General features: G+C 59.1%; 19 protein-coding genes. 12 read left to right on the top strand and 7 right to left on the bottom strand.

The features are described 5' to 3' along the window. The first annotated feature begins 24 nt into the window (after nt 1-24). Complete coding sequence (locus FF098_RS08715; RefSeq protein WP_166426430.1) at nt 25-222, top strand: hypothetical protein; 198 nt, start codon at nt 25-27, stop codon at nt 220-222. Nucleotides 223-331: 109 nt separating this feature from the next. Then, the gene (locus FF098_RS08710) at nt 332-868 is read left to right on the top strand and encodes a Dps family protein (RefSeq protein WP_155139609.1); all 537 of its coding nucleotides are present in this window, start codon (nt 332-334) and stop codon (nt 866-868) included. Between the two features lie 67 nt (nt 869-935). Here FF098_RS08710 and FF098_RS08705 read toward each other — a convergent pair whose 3' ends face one another. The 5 genes from FF098_RS08705 to FF098_RS08685 form a co-directional block, all read right to left on the bottom strand. Continuing rightward, on the bottom strand, nt 936-2,141 hold the full coding sequence (locus FF098_RS08705; RefSeq protein ID WP_166426438.1) for an energy transducer TonB: 1,206 nt from the start codon (nt 2,139-2,141) through the stop codon (nt 936-938). A 154-nt stretch (nt 2,142-2,295) separates the two neighbouring features. Next, nucleotides 2,296-2,586 (bottom strand): anti-sigma factor family protein, encoded by a 291-nt coding sequence (locus FF098_RS08700; protein WP_155139605.1) that lies wholly within the window; start codon nt 2,584-2,586, stop codon nt 2,296-2,298. 7 nt (nt 2,587-2,593) lie between these two features. Continuing rightward, the gene (locus FF098_RS08695) at nt 2,594-3,115 is read right to left on the bottom strand and encodes an RNA polymerase sigma factor (protein WP_166426437.1); all 522 of its coding nucleotides are present in this window, start codon (nt 3,113-3,115) and stop codon (nt 2,594-2,596) included. 494 nt (nt 3,116-3,609) lie between these two features. Further along, nucleotides 3,610-4,140 (bottom strand): carboxymuconolactone decarboxylase family protein, encoded by a 531-nt coding sequence (locus FF098_RS08690; protein WP_155139600.1) that lies wholly within the window; start codon nt 4,138-4,140, stop codon nt 3,610-3,612. A gap of 156 nt (nt 4,141-4,296) precedes the next feature. Beyond that, entirely contained in the window at nt 4,297-4,842 is a 546-nt protein-coding gene (locus tag FF098_RS08685; RefSeq protein ID WP_155139598.1) for a peroxiredoxin, read from the bottom strand. A gap of 157 nt (nt 4,843-4,999) precedes the next feature. Between FF098_RS08685 and FF098_RS08680 the strand changes: the two genes are divergently transcribed. Beyond that, entirely contained in the window at nt 5,000-5,935 is a 936-nt protein-coding gene (locus FF098_RS08680; protein WP_155139595.1) for a hydrogen peroxide-inducible genes activator, read from the top strand. Here FF098_RS08680 and FF098_RS08675 read toward each other — a convergent pair. Continuing rightward, nucleotides 5,932-7,137 (bottom strand): AI-2E family transporter, encoded by a 1,206-nt coding sequence (locus FF098_RS08675; RefSeq protein ID WP_155139593.1) that lies wholly within the window; start codon nt 7,135-7,137, stop codon nt 5,932-5,934. The two genes, FF098_RS08680 and FF098_RS08675, sit on opposite strands and share 4 nt — an antisense overlap. 162 nt (nt 7,138-7,299) lie before the next feature. On the opposite strand from FF098_RS08675, the gene FF098_RS08670 reads away from it, so the two are divergent. The 4 genes from FF098_RS08670 to FF098_RS08655 are packed head-to-tail and all read left to right on the top strand — an operon-like array spanning nt 7,300 to nt 11,328. Continuing rightward, entirely contained in the window at nt 7,300-8,730 is a 1,431-nt protein-coding gene (locus FF098_RS08670; RefSeq protein WP_155139591.1) for an anthranilate synthase component I family protein, read from the top strand. After that, on the top strand, nt 8,727-9,326 hold the full coding sequence (locus FF098_RS08665; RefSeq protein ID WP_166426436.1) for an anthranilate synthase component II: 600 nt from the start codon (nt 8,727-8,729) through the stop codon (nt 9,324-9,326). The genes FF098_RS08670 and FF098_RS08665 overlap by 4 nt, the downstream gene beginning before the upstream one ends. Next, complete coding sequence (locus FF098_RS08660) at nt 9,323-10,177, top strand: aminotransferase class IV (RefSeq protein WP_155139589.1); 855 nt, start codon at nt 9,323-9,325, stop codon at nt 10,175-10,177. Before FF098_RS08665 ends, FF098_RS08660 begins: the two co-directional genes overlap by 4 nt. After that, nucleotides 10,177-11,328, top strand: a complete 1,152-nt coding sequence (locus FF098_RS08655) for a class I adenylate-forming enzyme family protein (protein WP_155139587.1) — start codon at nt 10,177-10,179, stop codon at nt 11,326-11,328. The genes FF098_RS08660 and FF098_RS08655 overlap by 1 nt, the downstream gene beginning before the upstream one ends. A 50-nt stretch (nt 11,329-11,378) precedes the next feature. Here FF098_RS08655 and FF098_RS08650 read toward each other — a convergent pair whose 3' ends face one another. After that, a complete protein-coding gene (locus FF098_RS08650; protein ID WP_166426435.1) occupies nt 11,379-11,846 on the bottom strand; it encodes a pilus assembly protein N-terminal domain-containing protein in 468 nt (155 codons plus the stop codon). A gap of 228 nt (nt 11,847-12,074) precedes the next feature. Between FF098_RS08650 and FF098_RS08645 the strand changes: the two genes are divergently transcribed. The 5 genes from FF098_RS08645 (at nt 12,075) to FF098_RS08625 (ending at nt 16,179) form a co-directional block, all read left to right on the top strand. Beyond that, the gene (locus tag FF098_RS08645; RefSeq protein WP_155139583.1) at nt 12,075-12,797 is read left to right on the top strand and encodes a Crp/Fnr family transcriptional regulator; all 723 of its coding nucleotides are present in this window, start codon (nt 12,075-12,077) and stop codon (nt 12,795-12,797) included. A gap of 140 nt (nt 12,798-12,937) precedes the next feature. Beyond that, complete coding sequence (locus FF098_RS08640; RefSeq protein ID WP_155139580.1) at nt 12,938-13,111, top strand: Flp family type IVb pilin; 174 nt, start codon at nt 12,938-12,940, stop codon at nt 13,109-13,111. Nucleotides 13,112-13,282: 171 nt separating this feature from the next. Further along, nucleotides 13,283-13,789: an A24 family peptidase gene (locus FF098_RS08635; protein ID WP_155139578.1), complete on the top strand. Its 507-nt coding sequence runs from the start codon at nt 13,283-13,285 to the stop codon at nt 13,787-13,789. Between the two features lie 97 nt (nt 13,790-13,886). Next, entirely contained in the window at nt 13,887-14,645 is a 759-nt protein-coding gene (gene cpaB / locus FF098_RS08630) for a Flp pilus assembly protein CpaB (protein ID WP_155139577.1), read from the top strand. A gap of 46 nt (nt 14,646-14,691) precedes the next feature. Further along, nucleotides 14,692-16,179, top strand: a complete 1,488-nt coding sequence (locus tag FF098_RS08625) for a type II and III secretion system protein family protein (RefSeq protein ID WP_166426434.1) — start codon at nt 14,692-14,694, stop codon at nt 16,177-16,179. Nucleotides 16,180-16,184: the final 5 nt, after the last annotated feature.

The raw sequence follows: 16,184 nt of genomic DNA, 5'->3' as shown, positions 1-16,184 counted from the left end.
CAGGAAATCTGAAAGGATCAAACCATGGTCGAAGTATCAAAAGAAGAAGGACGTCAGGGCGAAACGCGCAACGAGATGCGCTGGGTACTGCTGATTTCGACGATCCTTGCTGTGCTGGTACTGGGTGCTTTCCTGTTTTTCAACACAGGTGGCGACGCCGAGACCGCGCAGCAGCCGACAGGATCGGCAACGACAGCAATATCATCCAGCTACCTGACGTAGCCCCTTAATCCGTTTTCATCACCGGGCGTGCCGCGCTGCCTTGGCAGGGCGGTGAAATAGCGCCTGTCAATTCAACAGTCTTGTACATCCAAAGAGGAGGTAATTACCCATGGCAAACGCCGCATTTGACGCACGAAGTGAAGAATTGCCGGTAGAATCCGGTATCGATCGTGACCAGCGCAAGAAGCTGGCCAAAAAACTGGGCCAGGCACTGGCGAGCACCTATGTGCTCTATCACAAGACCCATGCCTATCACTGGAACGTTACCGGCCCGCTGTTCTATTCGATCCACAAGCTGACCGATGAACAATATGTCAATCTGGCAGAAGCCATCGACGAGATCGCCGAGCGTATCCGTGCACTGGGCTTCCTGACACCGGTCGGTTTCGAGAAATACTCCAGGGACAGCGTTATCGAAGGCGTCTCGTCCATCCCGGATGCCTCGCACATGGTCCATGAACTGGCGCGGGATCATCACAAGATTTCCGCCCAGATGCGCGATATCGCCGAGGCCGCAGAAGAGGCAGAGGATATCTATACGGCAGACCTGCTGACCGCTCGTATCGGGTTCCACGAAGAAGCGGCATGGATGCTCAACTCCCTGATCGTGGAAAACAAGGAAGGTCTTCTGCACGCAGACGATTGATCCATCTCCGGCAAAAAGTCACGGAAAGCGCAGCCTCGTCAGGCTGCGCTTTTTTGTTGCCTGAACTCTATGATCTTATGCTGAACTGAAACGTCGTGATGAGGTTGCTTCGGCAATCTTCGGAAACGCCGTCCACGTCTGCTTTCCAGTCTTTGACTTTTTCAAGAACGACATCGCCAAACGTGGCTGTCGGTATCTCCGCCAGAATTCTCTGGCCGTAGACATTCCCCTTTTCATCAAGGTGAAAGCCGAGAAGGATCGATCCGCTTTTTTGTGTCCGCGCGGCTCTCTGGGGGAATTCGGGCTGCTCCCGCTTCCCGTTCGCCCAGACGTCTGTCCCTTCCGGACAGGATTTTTCGAATGGATGGCGCGGCGCCTCATCTTCCGGATAGTCGAGCTCGACCTGCAAGACATAGGCATAGACAGAAACAAGTGCATTCCAGGCGTGCAGCCGGGCAAGAATGTCATCGAATGTTTCGATGCTTTCCTGTGTGGGAAAGGCTCGGGTCGCCTTTCTGAGGATGGTGCTTGCTTGCTGCAGGGCGGCAGCCTTGTCAGCGCGGTCCCTGTCCGGCATGGAAATTGGGGGCGTCGTGCCGCTGTAATTGTTGACGGCGATATCAACCGAAAATATGTCCCCGGCATTCATGATGGCAGCGACTTCCATGATCGTGACAGCGCCAAGCTGTCTTTCCAGAATCGGGCTCATTTCGTCCAGTGCCTGGCGGGCCGGAGCTGCGGCCTTCGCGGCATCGCGCCACGCGCCCTTTTCAAGCGCGACCTGCGCCAGTCTGGTGCTCGCTGTGAGGCTCAGCTCAGTCACGGCCGCTTCCGCGATATCCTGTGCCCACCACTTATCCAGTGCCGAAAGAAGGGCATCGCGGTTCCTGCCGCCCGGCTGGTGAAGGCAGTTGGCTGTCGCCGCGAGGATTTCCAGCTCTAGTATCGAGAATGAGTCCGTGCCATATCCCTCAAGGCCCAGTTGCAGTGCCCGCTCGGCCGGTGCGATGGCGCGCTTCGGTTCATCGAAGACGGTCAGATAGGCAATATTCTGGGCAAGGACGGCCAAGGTTGCCGGGTCGACGTCGCCATTTGCTTCCGCCAGCTCCCACGCTTGTTCGGCCTTGTCGATGGCGCGCTCGTTCTCGCCCTTCTGTATGGCGTCCTGGTAGGCCTTGAACGCGTCGAGATAATCCTGCGCCTGAACAAGTGTCGGCGACATCGACAGGAGGCAGGCGATGCCTGCCGCTGCCATGAAGGATCTGATACTCATATTTTCCGCCCTCGTTTCATAACGCTTTTGCACAACTCTACCGAAGTTGTGGTGGCGCTCAAGCTGCACGTGAGGGTCGCGCATCAAAAAAGCCGCCTGCATTGCTGCAGGCGGCTCGAAATCAAAATATAGCCGGGGAATATATCGTCGATCATCAGCCCCGATTGTGCATCATCACATTCTCAAAATGCGGCGGCTCATTGCCGGCACAACGGTGCTTCTTAAGAAGTCGCTCCACTTCCGTTTTCAGTTCCTGATCCTCATAGAACTTCTCGCGGTAGCGATGAAGGCCAAGATTGGTGCGGAACAGCTCGATTGCCCGTTCAAGGGTCAGATGCCGGTCCGCCAGGAAGCGTTCGACGGCGCGCCGTCTGGGTTTGGACAGCTCGCCGTCGATATAAGCGTGTAAATCTTGTTCGCGTATGAGGTAATGTGGCTGTGTCATACCCTCCTTACACGACAGCGGCCAGGGAAGTTCCCTCCTCGACGCCTTCGTCTTCCATCAGCTCGACCAGCTTGGCGCGGGCACGCGACAGGCGGGAGCGAACGGTACCGACCGGAATCTCAAGGACAGCGGCGGCCTCGTCGTATTTCAGTCCCTCGATAACGACCAGCGACAGGATCACCTTGTCGTTCAGCGGCAGTTTGGAAAAGTTCTCTACGACGTCCTGGAAATGCATTTTATCCTCCTGAAGGGCTTTGGCGGAAAATTTGGATTCTGGGGTGTTTTCGATATCGACTTGGGTACCGCGGCTTTTTTCCTTGCGGATCTGGTTGAGGAAGACGCGGCGGCAGATGGTAAACATCCATGAGCGCAGATTCTGGCCATCGAACAGATGGGCTTTGTTAAGGGCGCGCTCTACGCAGTCCTGAACCAGATCGTCGGCGCGGTCGGCGTTACGGGTCAGTTTAAGCGCGAACCGGTTCAGCGCCGGAAGGACTTCCTGAAGCTCTGCTGAAGTAATGGTCGTCACAATCAACTCTCCTGTGTTCGTTTTGCTGATGACGAAATTACGCCCCCACAGAAAAAATGCAAACAAAAACATATACTTAGCATGAGTGACTGCGTCATCATGAGGGGGGTGATGAGGCCCATCAGGCCCCTCAGGACCATCATGGGGAGGGGGTTACTCATCATGAGTATGTGGAGTTGTTTTGAGGGGAATTAGGGTTCCGTTAACTCCCTGAAAAACCGGTGAAATTTCTAAAGCGGTTAATTCAGGTTAAACCCGATGTCATGGAACCGGCAGTGGTGCCGGGCGCGTCAGGGCGCTCGACGCGCTGTTTGCAGGGCTCACCCCGCAGCCAGACCCGCCGAAATTTTTTTCGAAAAAAGATCTTGCCCGGCCTGTTTTAGTGGCTCTCGCCGCCCGGGGGATAAAGAAAAAGGCCCTGCCGGTGGGGGCAGGGCCTTCTGGATGCTCGAAGCGATACGCGCCTCAAGCCTCGGGGGAGAGAATTCGCCGGATCAGCTCAGCGCGTCTTCGCCATCAATGACGGCACCGGCTGCAGCTACTACAGAAGCGATGCGCACGGCGGTCTGGACCATTTCGCTGGTCATCCCGGCCTTGCGCACGACGGCCTCATGGGCATCGATGCACATGCCGCAGCCATTGATGGCGGAAACGGCAAGCGACCAGAGCTCGAAATCGGCCTTGTCGACACCCGGATTGCCAAGGATGTTCATCCGCAGCTTGGCCGGCAAGGTCTTGTAGGTCGGCTCTTTGGTGAGGTGCAGGAAGCGGTAATAGACATTGTTCATGCCCATGATCGCCGCGGCGGACTTTGCCGCTTCGATCGCTTCCGGTGACATCTTGTCTGCAACTTCCTCATTGATCGCGCGGATCACATGGCCATTGCCTGTGGCAAGGGCGGAGGCGAGGAAGCAGCCATATTTCTGCTGGTCGTTGAGGGTGGTTTCATTCGCCAGGCTGCCGAGATTGAGGCGGATATCCTTGGCGTAATCGGGAATGCGGCCGCGAAGGGCTTCAATAGACATCGAGCAGGTCTCCTGTGTGAGAAGGCTTTTTGTGTGCGATGAGGAAGAGAGTTGGAAGTACCGGCTCGCCATTTGGGCAGGGGAGAGGGTCGAGCCGGTACTTCCTGAACTTGGTTGCCTGAAAGGGCAGGAACGGCAACCAAAACTTCATCAGCGCTACAGTGTGTCCCCGCCAACAGGGCGGTTGCAGGGACAGAGCTCATCTGTCTGAAGTGCGTCGATAACACGGAGCGTGTCCTGCGGGTTCCGGCCAACGTTCAAATTATTTACGTAAACGTGCTGGATGACATTGTGCGGGTCGACAACGAAGGTCGCGCGCAGGGCAACGCCTTCATCGGAGCGGATGCCGAGACCGTCGACAAGGGCACCGGTCGTGTCGGCAAATTGCCAGGCCGGGTGCTTGTTCAGGTCGGCATGGTCGCGGCGCCATGCGAGTTTGACGAACTCGTTATCGGTCGAACCGCCCATGACGATGGCATCACGGTCAGCGAATTCACTGGCCAGCTTGCCGAATTCGGCAATCTCGGTCGGGCAGACGAAAGTGAAGTCTTTCGGGTAGAAATAGATGACTTTCCATTTCCCTTCGAAGGAGTCCTGCGTGATGTCCTCGAATGCGGACTCACCGTTCTCTTCGATATCGTTGAAGCCCGGCTTTACGCCGACAACTTTGAATTCAGGCAGTTTATCGCCAACACCTAGCATTGAAATCTCCTTGCAGGTTGGTGTGAACTTGAAAATCTCAGGTTGAAAACAACGAGGTCCCCCGCTGTCAGGAGCCTTATGGCGCAATGACGCGTATTTGATCAAATAGATTATACATCTTGATATTATCGATTTATTTGATAATGTTTCCCCCACCATGAAAGCACTCCCGACCCTTCGCCAGTTACAGTTTTTCGTCGCCCTTGCCCGCCGGGAATCCTTTTCCCGCGCCGCCGAGGACTGCCTCGTGTCCCAATCGACGTTATCGTCGGCGATCAAGGAGCTGGAGACCGTGCTGGACGCGACCCTGGTCGACCGCACCAGCCGGTCCTTTTCCCTGACGCCGGTCGGGGAGGTGTTGCTGCGCCAGGCAGAAGAGCTGATCGCGCTGGCTGAAGACATGATGCGCTCGGCGAGTCGGCCGGAGCCATTGACCGGTGTGATGAAGCTGGGCGTGATCCCCACCATTGGCCCGTTCATCCTGCCGGAGGCGATGCCGCTATTCGAAAAGGGCTACCCGGAACTGTCGCTCTATCTGCGCGAGGACCTGACTGCGAGCCTGATAGAGCGCCTGAGGGCCGGGCTGATCGATGTCGCGCTCATAGCCTTTCCCTATGAGGCGGAGGGACTGGACACGATGGATATCGCCGAGGACCCGTTCTGGTTCGTCTGTGCGCCATCCCATCGTCTCGCCGAACGAAAGCGCATAGGAGTTTCCGACCTGACCGGCGAGGATTTGCTGCTGCTGGAAGACGGCCATTGCCTGCGCGACCATGCGCTGTCGGCCTGCCAGCTGCAGATGCGCGAGACGGCAAATACCTTCGGCGCGACCAGCCTGTTCACCCTGACCCAGATGACCCGTTCCGGTCTTGGCGCGACGCTGTTGCCGCAAATGGCGATCCGCCAGGGCCTCGCCAAGGCGTCGAACCTTGTTGCCATTCCGTTTGCGGGCAAGTCGGACGAAGTGCCTGCCCGCCAGATCGGCCTTGCCTGGCGGCGCGGTTCCGGCTTCGAGCAGGAAGCGGAGGCCATCGCAGGCGTATTGAAGGCGGCACTGAAGAAGCCTGTGCGTGGCGATGTACTCCTGGCCTAGATTCCCTCGGCCTGTTCTTCCCGCACCAGCCGCTTGATCGGCGAAATCTCGCCATTGTCAGACAATAGGACGGCGATGGGGCGCGTATCCTGGAACTGCGAGCAGACGATCATCAGCGACACCGTGATCGGCACGCAGAGCAGCATGCCGGCAAAGCCCCACAGCGTGCCCCAGACCGTCAGTGATAACAGGATGATCAAAGGCGACAGGTTCAGCGAGCGGCCCATCAAGCGCGGTTCGATGACGGAAGAGACGGTCTGCTCGGCGACGGTCAGCAGGCCGAGGGTCAACAGGAACAGGGTGATGCCGCCGCCATCGGGCTGCACCAGCGCCAGGATCGAGGGCAGCATGACGCCGGAAATCGCCCCGATGATCGGCACATAGCCGAGCGCGAAGATCAACAATGCCCAGAACCCGGCAAAGTCGATGCCGAGGAGCGTCATGATGATGAAGGAGAAGGTCGCGGTGGTCAGGCCCATCAGCGTCTTGATCGAGATGTACTGGCGCACCAGGTCGCCGATATCGTTGATGATCTGGCCGATGTCGAGCTGGGCCTCCTGCATGCCGGCGACGATGCCGAGCTTGCGCAACAGGGCGCCACGCTCGATCAGCATGAAGCTGGTATAAAGAAGGATCGTCACGATGTTCTGGGCCAGCGCGCGGATCGCCTGACCGATCTCGCTGGCAATGCCGGAGATGAAGCCAAGTACTTCCTGCTGGAACTGGGTCAGCAGGGCGGCATAGCCCTCCCGGCTGATCGTGCCGTCCTCTGAAAGCGTGTTCTCTGCCTCGACATTGGACACGATCCAGTCGGTGACGAAGGGCAGGCTTTCAAGGAAGTTGCCGATATCGATCAGGATCGCCTGCAGGCGGCGCTGATAGTCCGGCCCGGCACGGATGATGTCGGTGGCATTGGCGGTGATGATCTGTCCCAGCGTGATCAGGATCAGCGCGATGACGGCGAAGGACAATATATAGGCAATGAACTCCGGCAGTAGCTTGCCAAGAAACGGGATGCGCCGGATCGCGGTCTTCAGCGTCACGATAAGGAAAGACAGGAACATCGCGATGACCAGCGGAATGAGGATGCCGCGTGCGACATAGAGAATGAATCCGATCAGGATGGCGATGCTGATCGCATAGAAAACTCGGGCAAGACCGCGCTGTTCGATATGCAGGTGATCGGTTTGTCTGTCGTTCATGGTCCCGTTCCGGTAATTGCCGCCCCTGCATATTGATTAGCCGCGTTCTGCGTCGCTGTCAGCCGGGGCCTGTCAGCCGGAACCTGTCAGCCGGGCTTTGTGCCGGGGACGAGCGATGCAGGCCACTTTATCGAAGCCTGCAATTGGCGTAAGCCAGCGGCGATGATCGAGCGAGATTTCCCCATTTCTGATCCTCTTGCCGCTTTTGCGCCGCTGGCAGGCCAGCCCTTCGCGCATTTGCTGAGTGGCGGGGCTGCTGCGGCACACAGCTGGGGCGGGGCGCAGGACATGATTGTTGCCGCGCCATCCTCTACCCTTGTAGTGCGCGACGGACAGGTCGAGGTCGATGGCCTGGCCATCGGTCCGGCAAGCGAAAACGATCCGTTCGCCCTGTTGAACGAGCGGCTGACGGCCCGCAAGCGCGAGGGCGCTGGAGATGGTTTCATGTCAGGGGCGGTGGGTTATCTCTCCTATGAGATGGCGCGCTATATCGAGCCGGTGTTAGGTGACCTGCCGCCAGCGCCTGGCACATTGCCGGAAATGGCGGTCGGCTTTTACGATGCAGGCGTGCTGTTTGATCGCAAGGCTGGGACGGCAAAACTGGTCGCGCTCAGCGAGAATGCGGCAGCGCGATTGTTGCAGGCGATCGAGACAGAACAAGCCCGTGAGGTAGGCCCTGTCGGGGCAGACAATACCACGCCCCCGGATGAAGGGGATTTCATTGCCGCCGTCGAAGCGTGCAAGGCGCGCATTCTCGATGGCTCGATCTTCCAGGCCAATATCACCCGCCGCCTGACGGCAGGCTTTCCGGGTGCGGCCTTGCCAGGTGCAGATTGGCGCGCGCTGGGCCTGCCCCTGTTCGAGCGACTGCACGAGGCGAGCGCCTCGCCTTTCGGCGCACTGCTGCAGTTTGAGGAAGGTTGTGTGCTGAGCGATTCACCGGAGAAGTTTCTCGAGGTGCGTCCGGAGGCTAGTGGCTTGAAAGCCATTGCGGAGCCGGTAAAGGGCACGCGCCGCCGCCGGGAGGATCCGGTGGAGGACAGGGCAGTGATCAAGGACTTGTTGAGTGACGAGAAGGATCGCGCAGAAAATGTGATGATCACGGATCTTGTTCGGAACGACCTGTCGCGTGTCTGCCGGGATCATTCTATCCGGGAGGAAGCTGTTTGCGAATTGCAGAGCTTTGCGGGGGTGCATCATCTGGTCTCACGCGTCAGCGGTGTGCTTCGCGAGGGGGTGGGCGCGATCGATGTGTTGCGCGCCAGCTATCCCTGCGGGTCGATCACCGGCGCGCCGAAAATCCGCGCGATGCAGGTCATCGCCGATCTGGAACAGAACGGCTCCCAAAAAACAGGAAGGGGCGTTTATTGCGGCGCCATTGGCTGGTTCGACGATCGCGGCGGGGCGATGGTGTCCGTACCGATTCGAACCGCTGTTCTGGAACCTTCCGCCAAGGGTGCGCGCCTGACCTATGGGGCGGGCGGGGGTATTACCGTCCTGTCCGATCCGCAGGCGGAATATCAGGAGACGGTCGACAAGGCGGGCCCGTTTCGGCGGCTGATCGAGCGGCGGTTTGCGGGGGAGGGCCCGTGATCCTCGTCATCGATAACTACGACAGCTTCGTCCATAATCTCGCCCGCTATGTCCGCGAGACGGGGGAGGAGACGGTCGTCTGGCGCAATGACGAGCGCAGCGTTGCAGACTGCCTCGTCCTGTCGCCATCAGGCATTATCCTGTCGCCCGGGCCGGGCAGGCCTGACGATGCCGGAATCTGCAAGGCACTGATCGCCGCTGCGCCCGCTATCCCGATCCTCGGCGTCTGCCTCGGTCATCAGGCGCTGGCGGAAGTCTATGGCGGTGCCACCGTGCCCTCGCGCGAGCCGATGCATGGCCGCACCAATGTGATCGAGCATGACGGCACCGGCGTCTTCGCCGGGCTGCCATCGCCGCTGACGGTTGGCCGCTATCACTCGCTGAGTGTCGACATCATCGATGCGACAGACCTGATCATACAGGCGCGCGCCGGGGACGGGGACATCATGGCGATGCGTCATAGGGACCGGCCCCATCACGGCGTGCAGTTTCACCCTGAATCATTGCTGACGCCGGAGGGCAGGGCTATGATCGAGGCTTTCGTGGCCATGGCCGCGGCCTCTTCAGGTCAAACTGCCATAGACGGGGGATCATGACTTTCTGGATCAACGGGACTTACCGGGAAAAAGCCGACAACGTCATTGCGCTGGCCGATCGCGGGTTTGCGCTAGGCGACGGCCTGTTCGAGACGTTGCTGGTGCGCGAAGGTGAGCCGGTATTCCTGTCGGAACATCTCTCGCGCCTGCATGCGAGCGCCAGGATCATGGAGGTGCCGGTTCGCTATGACGAGACAGCGATCCACAAGGCGATCAGAAAGCTGGCGGGCGTGGGTGACGGCGATATGGCGGCGCGGATCACCCTGTCGCGTGGTGTCGGGCCGCGGGGCATATTGCCGCCGAAAAGCGGGGATGCCCAGCCGGTCATGACGATCGCCCTGTCACCGGCCCCGCCGGTGCGGCGGACATCAATATCGTGCATTCATTCCTCGATCCGGCGCAATGAGGGCTCGCCCGCCGCGCGGATGAAGACGCTGTCCTATATAGACAATATCCTCGCCCGGCAGGAGGCAGAGCAGACCGGCGCAGGCGAGGCGATCATGCTGAACAATCAGGGGCTCGTCACCTGCACCAGTGTTGGCAATATCTTCATCGTCGCAGGAGACAACCAGCTGCTGACGCCAAACACGGATTGCGGCGTGTTGCCCGGTATAGTCCGGCGCAAGATCATCGACCTTGCCCGCGCAGATGGCGTGGAGGTCGAAGCCGGCTATGTTCAGGACAGTGACTATCAGGACCGGCCGATCTTTATTACCAATTCGCTGATGGGCATTTCGCCTGCCCATATCCTGGGGGAGGAGCCGTCGGGAAAGGTGGCGATGATCACACGCCTCAAATCCCTCTATGCTGCCGCCGTGGCCGCCGACCTGAAACAGCGCAAGGTGGGCTGATGCGAAGCTTCTCCCTGTCAGCCAGCCAGATCGCACGATTGTCCGGCGCCCTGACCGGGGATGAGCTGTCGCGCCGGTTCAATACCTATACGGACTTCCTGACACAGTCGGAATGGAACGCGAAAACCGTTATCGGCCCAGGCGGGCTGGGGCTGAGCCAGGAGAGGATAGAGGCCTGCGCGGCGCGGCTGTGCCAGTTCTTCGACAAGACCGGGGTGGACCTCGATCCGCAGCCGACGGATTCCTTTGGTGACTGGGCAGGACGGTTCCTGCCGGAGATAGAGCAATCCCTCAGGGTCATGCGTTTTCATCCGGCTACGCAGGCAGGCTCGGCCGATGTGCGCCACAATGCCGATGAGGTGTTCCAGGACGCCCGTGTCGTTGCCAGCCTGATGCATGGCCGCCGCCGTGTGCTCAGCCTCGTCTCGCCGCACAGCCTGTTCGGGTTCATCACGACGATGCTGGCGCCGAACCTGCAGCACCTGGAAGTGACGGATGCCCGCTCCATGGCGCCGGACGAGTTGAGCGAGGCGGTCGCATTCGGCGATCTGATCATCGCGACACCGACGCTATGGCGCTATCTGCACGAGACGATTTCCGGCTTCCCCAACAATGTCATGGGGCTTGCCTTTGGCGAGCCCCTGCTGCTCGATCTGGCGACAGGCCTGCGTGAGCACGGGCTGGGCGCGATGCGCGAGCTCTACGGCTCGACCGAGTCCGGCATTATCGGTTGGCGTGATACGCCGGCCGAACCCTTCGTCCTGTTCGACCACTGGATCGGGGCGGAGGAGAAACTGGTCCGGATCAGGCCTGACGGCTCCGAGCGCGAAGTCGTCTGCATGGATCATATGGAATGGCAGGGCGAGCGCACCTTCAAGCTGGCAGGCCGGCGCGACGGCGCGGTGCAGATCGGGGCGATCAATGTCTTTCCGTCCAGTATCGGTGCGATCATCGGCGAGCATCCGGATATCCGCGAATGCACCGTGCGGGTGACCCACCGGGCAGGCTCGCTCGATCGCCTGATCGCGCATATTCAGCTGAATGACGGCATCCAGCCGAACCAGGACATTGCATGGTCAGTGGACGAATGGTGCCGCAACCGGCTGCAGCCGCCGGAGCGGCCGCGCATCTATGTCTTCAACAAGAAATGAAAAAGGCAGCCCGAAGGCTGCCTTTCCTGATCTCGGGGGAGATGTCTGGATCAGCGGTCGTTGGCCTGCGCCTGCGAGCGGATCTCGGAATTCTTGATCTGGGATTGCGAGCTGACGGCCTCGAACACTTCCGGGCTGTCGCCGATGACCGGGGTCATCTCGCAATTGCGCGTACAGGTATAGGAGGTGCGCTGGGTGCCGCGATAGACGACGAGCATGTCGCTGGTCTGGCTCTGTACCCGGATATTCAGGTTTTCAAGGCGGTTCCCGTCCTTGTCAAAGAAATAGATATTGGTCAGGCCCGGTGCCTTGCCGTAAAGCAGGACCTTGTTGTTGGCCTGAACGGAGACATCGGCGATGACAGGGTTGCCGACGACGATGCTGGCGACCGGCTGGCGCAGGTCATAGGCGCGAACCTGGTCGATCGTCAGCCACATCTCGTTCGACTGTGCGTTTGCGCCAGTTGCGGCAAAAGCCAGGATCAAGGAAAAGACGGCGCTCAGAATGTTTCTGGCCATGGCAAAACCCTTTGCGATTGAATGGTCGAGTGCAAAATCCCATGAAATGATCAAGGAAGGGTTAAGCGGCCATTCAGTATCTTGAAGACGGGATCCTGAAGCGGGAAGTGCTGGCTGGATTGCCATCGTGCCGGCAGATACAATTTACACGCGATTTTTTACTGGCCCTTAAGACCCGCATGCCAGTGTCCGCAGAAATTATTCGCATGCGGAGCAGGAAACAGGTCGATGGCATTTACCCTCGCGGCAGACGATATAGTCACTGAAGATCCGCTCCTTCTCCTCATCAAGCAGCTACCGCTCTTCTGTCACCTGCCCGACAGCGTCCTGTCGGCGCTGGCGGCGATGTCTACCGAGAAGGTCGTCGCCCCGGGTGAAATGGTGTTCTCTGCCGGACAATATGAATCCGATGACCTGATCTGCTGCATTTCGGGTCGCGGCCAGATGACCAGCGGCGATGGCGGTGACGGGTCGATTACCCGCCGCCTTTTCGCCGAGGGCGATGTTCTGGGCCTGGAATTTGTCCTCGCCGGCCTGCCGGAGCTCGGTTCCTCGATCGGCCTGCAGGCTGAAACGGAGATGCGGCTTGTCCTTATAGATGCCGACAGTTTTCGTGAGGCGATCTCGTCCTCCCATCAGATGGCGGTCGTGCTGCTGCGTGAAATGACGCGGCGGGTTCTCGGCCAGTCCATGGGATATGCCACAGTCGAAAAGGGCGCGGTGGGCCGTGTCGCGAAAGTGCTGTTCGGCCTTGCCGAGCGTGGTGAAGAGAGCGGGCAATGGCGGATCAACACCATGCCCCGCCATCGCGATCTTGGCGTGCTTGCCAGTGCCGGTGAAAAAGAGGCTGCCGAGGCGGTTGCCCGCCTGATCGGCATGCACGTCCTCAAACGGGACTATCCCGGTATGATGATTACGGACTATCCAGCCCTCATGGCCATCGCCGAATAATGCCTGTTCGTAAACGGCTGTTAATCATCAATATTAATATTCCGCTAACTGTATAATATAACCTTTCTTTTACTTCGCGGTGATAGATTGTGATCATTCGGGAGTTCCGAATGTGCAAGTGTAAAACAGGAGTTCGACCAATGAACAAACTTATCAACCGTTTCGTCAAGGACGAAGAAGGTGCGACGGCTATCGAGTACGGCCTGATCGCTGCTCTGATTGCTACGGCTATCATCGCTGCCCTGCAAGGTGTTGCTACCTCGCTGAGCACCAACTTCTCCGAGATCTCTTCGGACATCAACGCTGCCGGCTAATCGCCAGAGCGTTTGAGACAAAAGGGAGGCTTCGGCCTCCCTTTTTTATTGCCTGCCTGTCGCGTGCTCAGATTAACCCAACTCAGGAAAGCGGGGAAAACTTCTTCCCTCTAAGGAATATTTAACGCTGTTTTCCCATAGTCGCGCGTGAAGATAAGGTGAGAAGTTGAGATGCTTGGCTATCTGTTTCTGTCTATTCCCGTAGGGGCCTGGCTGGTTGCGGCAATGAATGATGCCGAAGAGATGAAAATCCCCAACTGGATTTCCATCGCGCTTCTGATCACCTTTCCCGCCGCGGCGATCTATTTCCAGTATTCGACGGAGCTGTTCCTGTCGTCCGTCGCCCTCGGGGTGGCCGTATTGATAGGGTGCTTCATCCTGTTTGCCCTGAACGTGTTCGGTGGCGGCGATGCCAAGCTGCTGGCCGCATCCGCACCCTGGGTCGGTGTCGCCGGCTTCCTGCCATTCGTGCTCAAGATCACCTTGATGGGCGGTGCACTGGCGATCCTCGTCATGATGTTCCGGCGCATGCCGCCGCTGCCGATCTACGCCCAGGTGCCGTGGCTGATGCAGGCCCATGAGGGCAAGAGTTACATCCCCTATGGCATCGCCATCGCCGCCGGCGGGGTGTGGAGCCTGCCGGACCTGCCGATCTACGCTTTGGTTACCGGCGGTTGATACAGCATTAACATTGTTTTGAGAGTTTATGGGCAGAGTAGCTCTCGAATTGCACAAAGCCATACGTGGCGCCTTCAAAAGTTAAGGGCAGTTAGTCATGAATTCAGGACGTATCATTCTTCTTGCCGTGGCACTGGTTGCTGGTGGCGCCGTGTTTTTCCTGATGTCGTCCGGTGGCAATGAACCGGTGCCGACCGCGCAGATCATTCCCCAACAGGACGCGATCGAGGTCGAGCAGGTGCTGGTCGCAGACCGCGATTTCGCCCGTGGCGACCGTCTCGATGTCGAAGGAACGCGCTGGGTAAAATGGCCGGCAAACAATCTGCCGGAAGGCGCGATCACCAAGTCGAACGAAGAGTTTTATGCAGGCCTGCCGGAAACGCTGGCCCGCTCCACACTGGTCAAGAACGAACCGATCACCGAGGCAAAGGTCCTGCGTCCGGGCCAGGCTGGCATGATGGCCGCCCTGCTGACGCCGGGCATGCGCGCCGTGACACTGGACGTCTCCATGCGCCAGTCCGCCGCCGGTTTCATCCTGCCGGGTGACAGCATCGATATCTTCCACACGGTCGATTCAGACGATCGTGACGGTACGCTGACCAGCCAGCTTCTTTACGCCAATGTCCGTGTGCTGGCGATCGACCAGACCTTCGACCAGATGGGTGAGGGCGCCCAGCCCAGCTCGACTGTCACGCTGGAACTCGCGCCGACGCAGGTCGAGAAATTCCTGACATCGCGGGAAAACGGCACGCTGAGCCTTGCGCTGCGCAGTGCCTTCCAACCGGAAGGTGGCGATGAGCTGCTGCAGGAAACGCAACCGTCCGAAGTCGTCGTAATCCGTTATGGCCAGTCGTAACACGTTTGAGAGAGTGGTCAGCAGGGGCAAGAGAATGAAACACCCAATGTCAGGACATGCCATGAACCGGGCAAGAAAAACTTTCACCGCAGCCCTCAGACCGATCCTGGGCGCGGTTTTCGCTGGTATTGCGGCGTTCACCGCATCGGCCGCACCCGTTGCTGCACAAGGCAGCGATGTTGTCATCAATCGCGGCGGTGACCGCCAGAGCTCGCGCACGCTGACGCTGGCCCTCGACAAGGCCGTGATCATCGAGCTGCCGCAGGCAGCGTCCGATGTTCTCATCTCCAACCCGGCCAAGGTCGATGCGGTCATCCGCTCACCGCGCCGTGTCTATCTTCTGGGTCTGGAGGCCGGTCAGGCAAACGCGTTCTTCTTCGACAGCCGCGGCGAGCAGATCCTGAATCTCGAGATCCTTATCGAACGCGACACGGCAGGGCTCGATTCACTGCTGAAGAAACTGATGCCGGATGCGCGCATCACCGTCGATACGGTCAATGCGAACGTCATTCTGAAAGGCTCCGTACAAACATCGTCGGATGCCTCGCGCGCGCAGGATGTCGCCGCCCGTTATGTCGGCGACCCGGACCTTGTCATGAACATGCTGTCCATCCGCGACCAGAACCAGGTTATGCTGAAGGTCCGCATCGTCGAGATGCAGCGCCGCCTCGTCAAACAACTGGGCGTCAACGGCTCGGCCTTCGCCCGCCTTGATGACGCGATCCTGAATACGTCATGGACGTCATCCTTTGCCGCGTCGGGCAGTGCGCTCGGCGGTATCGATGCTGATATCGTGACCAATGGCATTGGCGATATCACCGACCTCGATTTCATGTTCAACGCCTTCGAGCAGAACGGCATGATCAAGACGCTGGCAGAACCGACGCTGAACTCGCTTTCCGGCGAAGCAGCGACCTTCCTTGCCGGTGGCGAATTCCCCGTGCCGGTCGGACAGGATGATGGCCAGGTCACGATCGAGTTCAAGAAATTCGGTGTTTCCCTCGGCTTCCGTCCTGTCGTCCTGTCGAAAGACCGCATCAACCTTGCGATCGACACAGAGGTCAGCGAAATTTCCCGCGCCAACTCCTTTACCCTTGGCAGTGGCACCACGATCGATCCGGATACGGGCAATCCGACAGTCAGCAGCGTACTGACCATTCCGGGCCTGACCGTGCGCCGCGTGTCCAACGTCGTCGAGCTGCCGTCCGGCGGGTCGATGGCGATTGCCGGCCTGTTGCAGGAAAATATCCAGACTGCTGTCGAAGGCGTGCCGGGCCTGAAGGACGTTTCCGTTCTTGGCCAGCTGTTCCGCTCGAACGAATTCATCAACCAGGAAACCGAGCTTGTCGTGATCGTGACGCCATATCTGGTCGAGCCGACCACCATGGCCAACCTGACCGATCCGTCCGAAGGCTTCGTGCCGCCAAGCGAAATCCAGTCCATCGTCGTCGGCAAGTTGCAGTCGGCCTATGGCATGAAACCACGCGGTGAGCCGCGCACCCTGCAGGGTCCGCACGGCTTCATCCTCGACTAAACGCG

Source organism: Aquisalinus luteolus (genome assembly GCF_009712425.2).
GTDB lineage: Bacteria > Pseudomonadota > Alphaproteobacteria > Caulobacterales > Parvularculaceae > Aquisalinus > Aquisalinus luteolus.
The sequence above is the reverse complement of the archived record's forward strand: the minus strand, read 5'-3'. Positions and strand labels throughout refer to the sequence as shown.

Bases quoted from the DNA above. Each gene is read 5' to 3' on its own strand.
- FF098_RS08670 (WP_155139591.1), top strand. From the start codon at position 7,300: ATGATCGAGCGAGATTTCCCCATTTCTGATCCTCTTGCCGCTTTTGCG.
- FF098_RS08625 (WP_166426434.1), top strand. From the start codon at position 14,692: ATGTCAGGACATGCCATGAACCGGGCAAGAAAAACTTTCACCGCAGCC.
- FF098_RS08700 (WP_155139605.1), bottom strand. From the start codon at position 2,586: ATGACACAGCCACATTACCTCATACGCGAACAAGATTTACACGCTTAT.
- FF098_RS08645 (WP_155139583.1), top strand. From the start codon at position 12,075: ATGGCATTTACCCTCGCGGCAGACGATATAGTCACTGAAGATCCGCTC.
- FF098_RS08650 (WP_166426435.1), bottom strand. From the start codon at position 11,846: ATGGCCAGAAACATTCTGAGCGCCGTCTTTTCCTTGATCCTGGCTTTT.
- FF098_RS08680 (WP_155139595.1), top strand. From the start codon at position 5,000: ATGAAAGCACTCCCGACCCTTCGCCAGTTACAGTTTTTCGTCGCCCTT.
- cpaB (WP_155139577.1), top strand. From the start codon at position 13,887: ATGAATTCAGGACGTATCATTCTTCTTGCCGTGGCACTGGTTGCTGGT.
- FF098_RS08640 (WP_155139580.1), top strand. From the start codon at position 12,938: ATGAACAAACTTATCAACCGTTTCGTCAAGGACGAAGAAGGTGCGACG.
- FF098_RS08690 (WP_155139600.1), bottom strand. From the start codon at position 4,140: ATGTCTATTGAAGCCCTTCGCGGCCGCATTCCCGATTACGCCAAGGAT.
- FF098_RS08635 (WP_155139578.1), top strand. From the start codon at position 13,283: ATGCTTGGCTATCTGTTTCTGTCTATTCCCGTAGGGGCCTGGCTGGTT.
- FF098_RS08660 (WP_155139589.1), top strand. From the start codon at position 9,323: ATGACTTTCTGGATCAACGGGACTTACCGGGAAAAAGCCGACAACGTC.
- FF098_RS08715 (WP_166426430.1), top strand. From the start codon at position 25: ATGGTCGAAGTATCAAAAGAAGAAGGACGTCAGGGCGAAACGCGCAAC.
- FF098_RS08655 (WP_155139587.1), top strand. From the start codon at position 10,177: ATGCGAAGCTTCTCCCTGTCAGCCAGCCAGATCGCACGATTGTCCGGC.
- FF098_RS08705 (WP_166426438.1), bottom strand. From the start codon at position 2,141: ATGAGTATCAGATCCTTCATGGCAGCGGCAGGCATCGCCTGCCTCCTG.
- FF098_RS08675 (WP_155139593.1), bottom strand. From the start codon at position 7,137: ATGAACGACAGACAAACCGATCACCTGCATATCGAACAGCGCGGTCTT.
- FF098_RS08710 (WP_155139609.1), top strand. From the start codon at position 332: ATGGCAAACGCCGCATTTGACGCACGAAGTGAAGAATTGCCGGTAGAA.
- FF098_RS08685 (WP_155139598.1), bottom strand. From the start codon at position 4,842: ATGCTAGGTGTTGGCGATAAACTGCCTGAATTCAAAGTTGTCGGCGTA.